Source organism: Mycobacterium sp. (genome assembly GCF_051006775.1).
Taxonomy (GTDB): Bacteria; Actinomycetota; Actinomycetes; order Mycobacteriales; family Mycobacteriaceae; genus Mycobacterium.
On record NZ_JBPCSX010000069.1, the window covers coordinates 1 to 8,970 of the forward strand.

The following is an 8,970-nucleotide window of genomic DNA, read 5'->3' on the forward strand; positions in this document are numbered from 1 at the left end:
GCCCGGCGCCGCGATATCGCGCAGGGTGCCGAAGGCAGCCAGGGCGAGTCCCTCGATGAGAACCTGCATGCCGAGATACGGCATATCCCATCGCGAGTCGCTGAGGGTGTCCTTCAGTAGCGCCGACAGGTTGGAGTTGATCGGATAGACCACGCCGACCTTGTCCTGGAGGAATTTCGAGAAGGCCTCGACGTGTCTGGCCTCGTCCATGGTCTGGGTGGCCGCGTAGAACTTGGCGTCCATATCGGGGACGACCTCGACGATCTTGGCAGCGCACACCATCGCGCCCTGCTCGCCGTGTAGGAACTGCGAGAACTGCCAGGCCTGGTTGTGCTGGCGGAACTCGGCGCGACGGGCCTCGTTGGCGGACTCCCACATCGGGCTGCCGAACAGCGGATGGAATTCATCGGGGATCCCGACCGGATTCATCGGGTCGACGTCCAGGGACCAGTCGATGCGTGACTGCGCGTCCCACTGCTTGTCCTTGCCTTTCTGGTACAGCGAGAGCAGTCGGGCGCGACTGTCGTCGTACTCCCAGGTGAAGCGTGCATCGCCGACGCTGGGAACCTCCCACGAATAGGGGTCCGGAACCTCGGTGTACTTGTCCTTGGTGGTCATGCGCCGCCTCCAGATGTGACGTGGTCTAGTGACCAGTATCACACGAGGCTACCGGCGGACCGGCGGCCGTGGCCGCTTCAGCGGCTGTGGCGGCTACGGGCGGCCGAGCGCTTCGCGGTCTTGGCGGCCTCGCGCGAACCGGTGGCCGCCGGCTTCACACTCCGGGCGGCAGTCGGCCGAGCTGAGGTGGCGTCCGCAGCCGGCTTGCGAGCTGCTGCCGACCGCGGCGTGGCTGCCGCCATGAACGGGGAATACGGGCCGAGCTGGTGCTGATTCCACGTTGATGACAAGCCGATGTTGGCGAAGCCGGACGTCAACAGGATGTTCGGGGCGCTGAAGAAAAAGGTCACCCCGATCAGTGGATCGGCTGCGGCAGGAGCCTGCGAGCCGGACATGTTTGCCGCCAAACTCGACACGAAGCCGCCAATCACGCTGAGAGGCAAGGTGATCGGGAAGGCCGCGAACCACAGCGCGGAAGCGATTGCGGTGACCGCGGACTTAACCGCGTCGGTCAAGATCTGAACCGGGTCCGTGGCTGCGGCTGTCGCCGCCGCGGACGGCGACACCGCACCGGTTGTCACGGCCGCTGTCGCGGGGATGGCGCTGGTGGTCAGGGCCTGCAGTTGCACGGCCCCCATCTCGATACGGAGATCCGGCACCGAGATATGAGCCTGCTGAACCCCGCCGCCGGCGATCATCGCGGCGGTGAGCACTGTGGCAATCCCGGCGGCTGCAACCGGCCTGATGGTGAGCGACGTGATATTTCCCCCGATCATGGCCACCACGGTACCGCGCTGGGCCTGCCGGTCCTATTACCGCCTTCGGCTGATCCGGAACCGTTTCACCCGCGACGTCACCCCGGAAATCAGCTCCAGCTGCGACTTCGGCACGCCCAGATGTGCGGCGAGCACCGTCGTGACGGCCTCGGTGGCTTTGCCCTCGATTGCCCGCTCCCGCACATAGACGGTCAGCGAGCCGTCCTCGGCCGCCTCGACCAGGGGCCCCTTCTTACTGCCGGGCTTGACGGTGACGACGACGGTCTCAGACACCTACCGCGCCACGATCACCGAAGATCCGTGGCCGAACAATCCCTGGTTGGCGGTGATACCGACGGTGGCGCCCTCGACCTGGCGGCCGGTGGCCTGCCCGCGCAACTGCCAGGTGAGCTCGCAGACCTGGGCGATGGCCTGCGCCGGGATCGCCTCACCGAAACAGGCCAGGCCGCCAGAGGCGTTGACCGGGATGCGCCCACCCACCGCGGTGGCCCCGGAGCGCAGCAGTTGTTCGGCCTCACCCTTGGCGCACAGTCCCATGTGCTCGTACCAGTCGAGTTCCAGGGCGGTGGACAGGTCGTAGACCTCGGCCAGGCTCAGATCCTCCGGGCCGACGCCGGCTTCGGCGTAGGCGACGTCGAGGATGTGATCCTTGAAAACGCGATCGGGGCCGGGGACGACGGCAGTGGAGTCGGTGGCGATATCCGGCAGCTCGGGCAGGTGCTGCGGGTAGTTCGGGGTGGCACAGGACACCGCCCGCACCGACGGCACCCCGGCGAGTGAGCCGAGGTGCTTCTCCGCGAAGGACTTGCTGGCGACGATCAGCGCCGCCGCGCCGTCGGAGGTCGCGCAGATATCCAACAGCCGAAGCGGATCGGAGACCATCGGACTTTCCAGGACATCCTCGATCGAGGATTCCTTGCGGTAGCGGGCATTCGGATTGTTCAACCCGTGCCGGGAATTCTTGACCTTCACCGCGGCGAAGTCCTCGAGGGTGGCGCCGTAGAGATCCATCCGGCGCCGAGCCAGCAGCGCGAAGTAGACGGTGTTGGTCGCGCCGATCAGATGGAAGCGCTGCCAGTCCGGGTCATTGCGGCGTTCCCCGCCGACGGGGGCGAAGAACCCCTTGGGTGCGGTGTCGGCGCCGATCACCAGTGCCACATCGCACAGCCCGGCCATGATCTGTGCCCGCGCCGACTGCAGCGCCTGGGAACCCGATGCGCACGCCGCGTAACTGGAGGACACCGGGATGCCGGTCCAGCCCAGCTTCTGGGCGAAGGTCGCGCCGGCCACGAAACCCGGGTAGCCGTTGCGGATGGTGTCAGCGCCGGCCACCAGTTGGATCTGGCGCCAGTCCAGACCGGCGTCGTTCAGTGCCGCGCGTGCGGCTACGACGCCGTACTCGGTGAAGTCGCGTCCCCACTTGCCCCACGGATGCATACCCGCGCCGAGGATGTAAACCGGGTCAGCCATTGCGATCTGCCCCTGCAATTCTCCAGGCGTAGACGAATCGGGTCACACCGTCGTCGCCGTTGTAGAGGGGCATCGTCGTCAACTCCATCTCCATCCCGACTTTCAGATCGGCGGCCAGGGTGCCCTCGACGACCTTGCCGAGCACGATGATGCCTTCCCGCTCCAACTGCACCGCGGCCACGGCGAACGGTTCGAACGGGTCCGGTGTCGGATACGGCGGGGGCGGGGCGTACCGGTTCTCGGTGTAGCTCCACACCGTCCCGCGCCGGGACAGCGCCGCCGGTTCCAGGACCTCGGACGCGCACGCCGGGTTCGGGCAGTTCTCCGCCCTCGGCGGGAACACGTAGGTACCGCACTGCGGACAGCGGGCGCCGGTCAGATGGGGAAGACCGGATTCATCGAAGGACCACCAGCCGTCGACGGCGGCGAGCTCAGTCGTGCCTGACACATCCGCAGCGTAGCCGGTGCCTAGAGTAAGAGTGTGAGCGAGAAGCCGACACTGATGCTGCTGGACGGCAACTCGCTGGCGTTCCGGGCCTTCTACGCGCTCCCGGCGGAGAACTTCAAGACCAAGAACGGCCTGACCACCAACGCCGTCTACGGGTTCACCGCCATGCTCATCAACCTGCTTCGCGATGAGGCCCCCAGTCACATCGCGGCGGCCTTCGACGTCTCCCGGCAGACCTTCCGCTCCGAGCGCTACCCGGAGTACAAGGCCACCCGCAGCGCCACCCCCGATGAGTTCCGGGGCCAGATCGACATCACCAAGGAAGTCCTGGGCGCTCTCGGCATCACCGTGTTGGCGGAGCCGGGTTACGAGGCCGACGATCTGATCGCCACCCTGGCCACCCAGGCCGATCAGGCGGGCTACCGGGTGCTGGTCGTCACCGGCGATCGTGATGCGCTGCAACTGGTGAACGCAGACATCACCGTGCTCTACCCGATCAAGGGCGTCAGCACGCTGACCAGGTACACCCCGGACGCCGTCCTGGAGAAATACGGGCTGACCCCGGCGCAGTACCCGGATTTCGCGGCGCTGCGCGGCGACCCGAGCGACAACCTGCCGGGCATCCCGGGTGTGGGGGAGAAGACCGCGGCGAAGTGGATCGTCGAGTACGGCTCACTGCAGGGCCTGGTGGACAATGTCGACACTGTTCGCGGCAAGGTCGGAGATTCGCTGCGGGAGAACCTGTCCACCGTGGTGCTCAACAGTGAGCTGACCCAATTGGTGCGCGATGTTCCGCTGGCCCAGACCCCGGACACGTTGCGACTGCTGCCGTGGGACCGCGACCAGATCCACCGACTCTTCGACGACCTGGAATTCCGGGTGCTGCGCGACCGGCTGTTCGACACCCTGGTCGCCGCGGAGCCTGAAGCCGAATCCGGTTTCGACGTGCGCGGCGGGGCATTGGAGCCCGGGGCGGTGACTGCGTGGCTGGCCCAACACGCGTCCGGCGGGAGTCGGTCCGGTGTGGCGGTGGTCGGCACGCACGCGGTGTACGACGGTGACGCCACCGCGATCGCGATCGCCACCGCCGACGGTGAGGGCGCCTACATCGACACCACCGCCATCACGCCCGAGGATGACGCTGCGCTGGCGGCGTGGTTGGCCGACGTCTCCAAGCCCAAGGCGTTGCACGAGGCGAAGATCGCCATCCACGATCTGCGCGGGCGGGGCTGGACGCTGGCCGGGGTCACCTCCGACACCGCGCTGGCCGCCTACCTGGTGCGTCCCGGGCAACGCAGCTTTACCCTCGATGATCTTTCGCTGCGCTATCTGCGGCGTGAGCTGCGCGCGGAAACTGCTGAGCAGCAACAGCTTTCGCTGCTGGATGACACCGAGGGTACCGACGAACAGGCTGTGCAGACGCTCATCCTGCGAGCCCGTGCCGTCGCGGATCTGGCCGATGCACTTGATGAGGAGCTGGCCAAGATCGAGTCGGCCGCGCTATTGGTCGATATGGAACTGCCGGTGCAGTCCGCCCTCGCTGCCATGGAGTCCATCGGCATCGCCGTGGACGCCGCCAAACTCGATGCCCTGCAGAGCGAGTTCGGCGACCAGATCCGCGATGCGGCCGAGGCGGCCTACGCGGTGATCGGCAAGCAGATAAACCTCGGCTCGCCCAAGCAGCTGCAGGTGGTGCTCTTCGACGAGCTCGGGATGCCGAAGACCAAGAAGACCAAGACCGGCTACACCACCGATGCTGACGCCCTGCAGTCGCTGTTCGACAAGACCGGACACCCGTTCCTCGAGCACCTGCTGGCCCATCGCGACGCCACCCGGCTCAAGGTCACCGTCGACGGACTGCTGAAGGCGACCGCCGCCGACGGCCGAATCCACACCACGTTCAACCAGACCGTCGCCGCGACCGGCCGGCTGTCATCCACCGAGCCCAATCTGCAGAACATCCCGGTCCGCACCGAGGCCGGCCGCCGGATTCGGGACACCTTCTGCGTTGGTGACGGTTACGCCGAACTGATGACGGCGGACTACAGCCAGATCGAGATGCGGATCATGGCGCACCTGTCCTCCGATGAGGGCCTCATCGAGGCCTTCCGCACCGGCGAGGACCTGCACTCGTTCGTGGGCTCGCGGGCGTTCGGGGTGCCGATCGACGAGGTCACCGCGGAGTTGCGCCGCCGGGTCAAGGCGATGTCCTACGGATTGGCCTACGGGCTGAGCGCCTACGGGCTGTCCGCCCAGCTCAAGATCTCCACCGAAGAGGCCAAGGAGCAGATGGACGCCTACTTCGCCCGGTTCGGCGGCGTGCGGGATTATCTGGAGGGGGTCGTCGAGCAGGCCCGCAAGGATGGTTACACCTCGACGGTGCTGGGCCGCCGCCGCTACCTGCCGGAGCTGGACAGCAGTAACCGCCAGCTGCGGGAGGCCGCCGAGCGGGCTGCGCTGAACGCGCCCATCCAGGGCAGCGCAGCCGACATCATCAAGGTCGCGATGATCAACGTCGACAAAGCCATCACCGAGGCAGGGCTGGAGTCCCGGATGCTACTGCAAGTGCACGACGAGTTGCTGTTCGAGGTCGCGCCCGGCGAGCGGGAGGCTCTGGAGGCCCTGGTCCGCGACAAGATGGGCGGCGCCTATCCGCTCGACGTGCCACTGGAGGTCTCAGTGGGGACCGGACCGACCTGGGACGCGGCGGCGCATTAGTCGCCGCCCGAGCGGCTCCGGCGGCGCATTAGTCGCCGCCGCGTGCAGGCCCCTACTTCGCCGCGCTGCGAGCGGCCGCTGAATTGCGCACCGGGGTGGACGGCGACTTGCTGGCGGCCGACCGGCCCAGAGCGGCCGCGCCGCCGATGCGGAAGTTGTTGATGGCGATTCCCGGGCCCACCTTTGTCACAGTCTGGCCGGTCTGGAAGATCGACCCGGCAAGGGCGAGGGGGCCGGGGCCGGCCGTCACCGTGTTGCCGGAGCCGAAGATGCCGAAGCCCGCGGTGTTGTTGCCGGATGACGCACCGCCGGTAACGGTGTTGCCGGCACCGCCGAACGTGAGCGCCAGGTTGCCGTTGGCGCCCAAGCTTCCCGCCTCCACGATGTTTGTGTTCCCGAACAGGTTGAGGGCGTTGTTGCTGTTGGAGCCGGTTGCGATCAACTGGTTGCCCGCGCCGCCGATGTTGACGACGGTGTTCTGCAATCCGCCGCCGGTCTGCACGGTGTTGGCGCTGCCCAACCAGTTCCGGGCGCCGTCCAGAGTGCCGCCGGTGACCGAGACGGTGTTCGTATCGCCGAGCAACGAGGTGGCGATATTGCCGGCGCCCGAAGTGAGGGTCACTGAGTTGTTGCTGCCGAGGAAATTGGTGGCGCTGTTGCCGTTACCGGTGTCGGTTGTCGCAGTGTTGCCGTTGCCGAGGAAGTTGCGGGCCACGTTGCCGAGTCCGCCCTCGCCCCGCACGGTGTTGCCGTTACCGAAGAAGTTGAGCGACCGGTTGAAGAAGCCGGTGCCGGAGTACACGGTGTTGTCGTCCCCGCCCACATTCAGGGCGACGTCCAGCGTGCCCAGCGCGCTGACAGCGTGCGATCCAGACGAACTGGCCCGACCGAATAGGTTCGCGGCGAGATTGCCGATCCCGGCCGCGGTGACGGTATTGGTGGCCGCCGACCCGAGTCCGAGGTTGAGGGCGATGTTGAGGCCGAGATTGCCGAACGATCCGGATCCCAGTGTCGCCGCGGAGCCGTTGCTCCCCACCTGGGTGGCGATACCGAACAGCCCGGTCGCCGAGGCATTCGCGGCGTCACCGAGTGCGGTCGCGAAGGTGAACGCGTCGCCGGTCTCGGCGAGCGCATTGGTTCCCAGCGCGATGGCCGCCCCGAAAACTCCGTTGGCCGTTGCAGTGGCGCCGTCGCCGATGGCGATGGCAGCGCTCAAAAATGAGCTGGTGCAGCCGCCTCCGTTGCCGATCCCGAAAATCGACGCGCAGGTCGCGTTGGCGGCGGGAGCAGCACCAAGGCCGGCGCCCCCCATGGCGGCAGCGCAGGCGCCGGCGGCGAGGGCTGCGACGATGGTGTGACGGGCGGGAAGACTGCGAGTGGTCATTGTTGTCCTGTGTTCATGGCTGTGATGCCTCGGTGCGGGCGTGCGTGCACCATCATTGAACACCACCGCCAAAAGGATGTCGACGGCTCGCCGCAAACTTCAGCCGATGCGCCTAGCGTGGCGGACTGCAGTAGTCGGCCAGTTGCGTCAGCGCCCGTCCGGCTGCCGCCCGCGAGACCGCCACCGCTCCGACCTCGTCATTTTGCAGAGCGAACACCCGCTCGTCGCCGAAGCCCCGGTCGATCCGGTCCTGGACGTAGGCCAGCTCCACGACCTGCAGGGCAAATCGCTTCACCGCCTTGCCGTCCCGCCGGCCGCCGAGGCGCACCGCTGTCGCCACCGCGGTCTTTCGGCCCAGCATCGAGCTCATCCAGGCGGCCTCGAGCGAGCTGATCAGCCCGCCGGAGACCATTGCGGGCAGTTTCGCGGCGACGATCCGCTGTTCACGGCGCCGACTGGCAACCGCCAAGGCGACGGCCATACCGAAGATTGGCACCATCCACACCAGATAGACGCTGATGTAGGTCTTCACCCCGAGCAGGGCGGACCCGTTCCACAGTCCATGCATGACGACCGCCGCCGCGTAGCCGATCAGCACATAGGCCGCCTTGGCGAGCGCACTGCGCTGTTTGAGGGCGTAGTACACCCCGATGCCGATCATCGTCGTGAACAGCGGGTGGGCGAAGGGGCCGATCACGAGTCGAAGCCCCGCGATGGCCAGCGATCCGCCCAGGGTCTCACCGCTGGCGATGTAGAAGATGTTCTCCAGCCAGGCAAAGCCTGCGGCGGTGATACCGGCGTACACCAGGCAGTCGGTCAGCGTATTGAGCTCATTGCGCCGCCGGCCGGTCATCATGAGCAGGAGAAACGCCCCTTTTGCCGCTTCCTCGAATATCGGGGCCGCGATGGCGACGGTCGCGACATCCGCGGCGTCCCCACCCGATCCGTCCCCACCCGATCCGAAGGTCTTCTCGAATAGTTGCTCGGCCAGCACGGATGTCAGCACGGCCACCGAGGCGCCCCAGAGAAATGCCAGCACCAGCAGTCGCGGAGGTTCGGGCTCCCAACGGTCCAGCCACAGGTAACACAGCAGCACCAGGGCCAGGGCGGTGGTCGCCAGTCCGAACCCCAGGGCGGTGCCGCCGGGATTGACCGCGGTCAGCAGGGTCAGGATCAGGGCGGTCAGGGTGCCCAGTGCGATGATTGCAGCCAGGGGAGCGCCGACTTTGCGGATCGGCAGCGGAAACGGCGGCACGGTGGCGTAACGCGATGCCAGGGACATCAGAGCAGGGTAGCTGTGCCGGTACCCGGGTTTGGCCTGCATGTGGTCGGTCGAGTACGCTCTCCGGGTACTCGTGCGCACTGCTGCGGGCTACACCGTGTCAAACAACACCAACCAACTGTCCCTACGATCAACCCTGTCCGGAGCACCCCACCACATGCCCAGTCCCACCATCACCTCGCCGCAAGTAGCCATCAACGACATTGGCACTGCCGAGGACTTCCTCGCCGCTATCGACAAGACCATCAAGTACTTCAACGATGGCGACATCGTC

General features: G+C 66.8%; 9 protein-coding genes. 2 read left to right on the forward strand and 7 right to left on the reverse strand.

All coding sequences use genetic code 11. The annotated features are described in order from the left end of the window. The 5 genes from ACR2JI_RS05410 to ACR2JI_RS05430 form a co-directional block, all read right to left on the reverse strand. On the reverse strand, nucleotides 1-618 hold a 618-nt coding region (locus ACR2JI_RS05410; RefSeq protein WP_526388806.1), incomplete at its 3' end, for a ferritin-like domain-containing protein. Between the two features lie 77 nt (nucleotides 619-695). After that, complete coding sequence (locus ACR2JI_RS05415) at nucleotides 696-1,394, reverse strand: hypothetical protein (RefSeq protein ID WP_526388808.1); 699 nt, start codon at nucleotides 1,392-1,394, stop codon at nucleotides 696-698. Between the two features lie 36 nt (nucleotides 1,395-1,430). Next, nucleotides 1,431-1,667: a DUF167 domain-containing protein gene (locus ACR2JI_RS05420; RefSeq protein WP_526388810.1), complete on the reverse strand. Its 237-nt coding sequence runs from the start codon at nucleotides 1,665-1,667 to the stop codon at nucleotides 1,431-1,433. Next, a complete protein-coding gene (locus ACR2JI_RS05425; RefSeq protein WP_526388812.1) occupies nucleotides 1,668-2,864 on the reverse strand; it encodes a lipid-transfer protein in 1,197 nt (398 codons plus the stop codon). Next, complete coding sequence (locus ACR2JI_RS05430; RefSeq protein ID WP_526388814.1) at nucleotides 2,857-3,312, reverse strand: Zn-ribbon domain-containing OB-fold protein; 456 nt, start codon at nucleotides 3,310-3,312, stop codon at nucleotides 2,857-2,859. The genes ACR2JI_RS05425 and ACR2JI_RS05430 overlap by 8 nt, the downstream gene beginning before the upstream one ends. A 54-nt stretch (nucleotides 3,313-3,366) precedes the next feature. On the opposite strand from ACR2JI_RS05430, the gene polA reads away from it, so the two are divergent. Beyond that, nucleotides 3,367-6,030 carry a DNA polymerase I gene (gene polA / locus ACR2JI_RS05435; protein ID WP_526388820.1) on the forward strand — a complete coding sequence of 888 codons (2,664 nt, stop codon included), beginning with the start codon at nucleotides 3,367-3,369 and terminating at the stop codon, nucleotides 6,028-6,030. A gap of 52 nt (nucleotides 6,031-6,082) precedes the next feature. On the opposite strand, the gene ACR2JI_RS05440 is transcribed toward polA, so the two are convergent. Both ACR2JI_RS05440 and ACR2JI_RS05445 read right to left on the reverse strand, forming a co-directional pair. Next, nucleotides 6,083-7,414, reverse strand: a complete 1,332-nt coding sequence (locus tag ACR2JI_RS05440; RefSeq protein ID WP_526388816.1) for a beta strand repeat-containing protein — start codon at nucleotides 7,412-7,414, stop codon at nucleotides 6,083-6,085. 112 nt (nucleotides 7,415-7,526) lie between these two features. Next, nucleotides 7,527-8,696, reverse strand: a complete 1,170-nt coding sequence (locus tag ACR2JI_RS05445) for a PrsW family intramembrane metalloprotease (protein WP_526388818.1) — start codon at nucleotides 8,694-8,696, stop codon at nucleotides 7,527-7,529. A gap of 157 nt (nucleotides 8,697-8,853) precedes the next feature. Between ACR2JI_RS05445 and ACR2JI_RS05450 the strand changes: the two genes are divergently transcribed. Further along, nucleotides 8,854-8,970, forward strand: a 117-nt coding sequence (locus ACR2JI_RS05450; RefSeq protein WP_526388822.1) for a hypothetical protein, incomplete at its 3' end; no start/stop codon positions are given.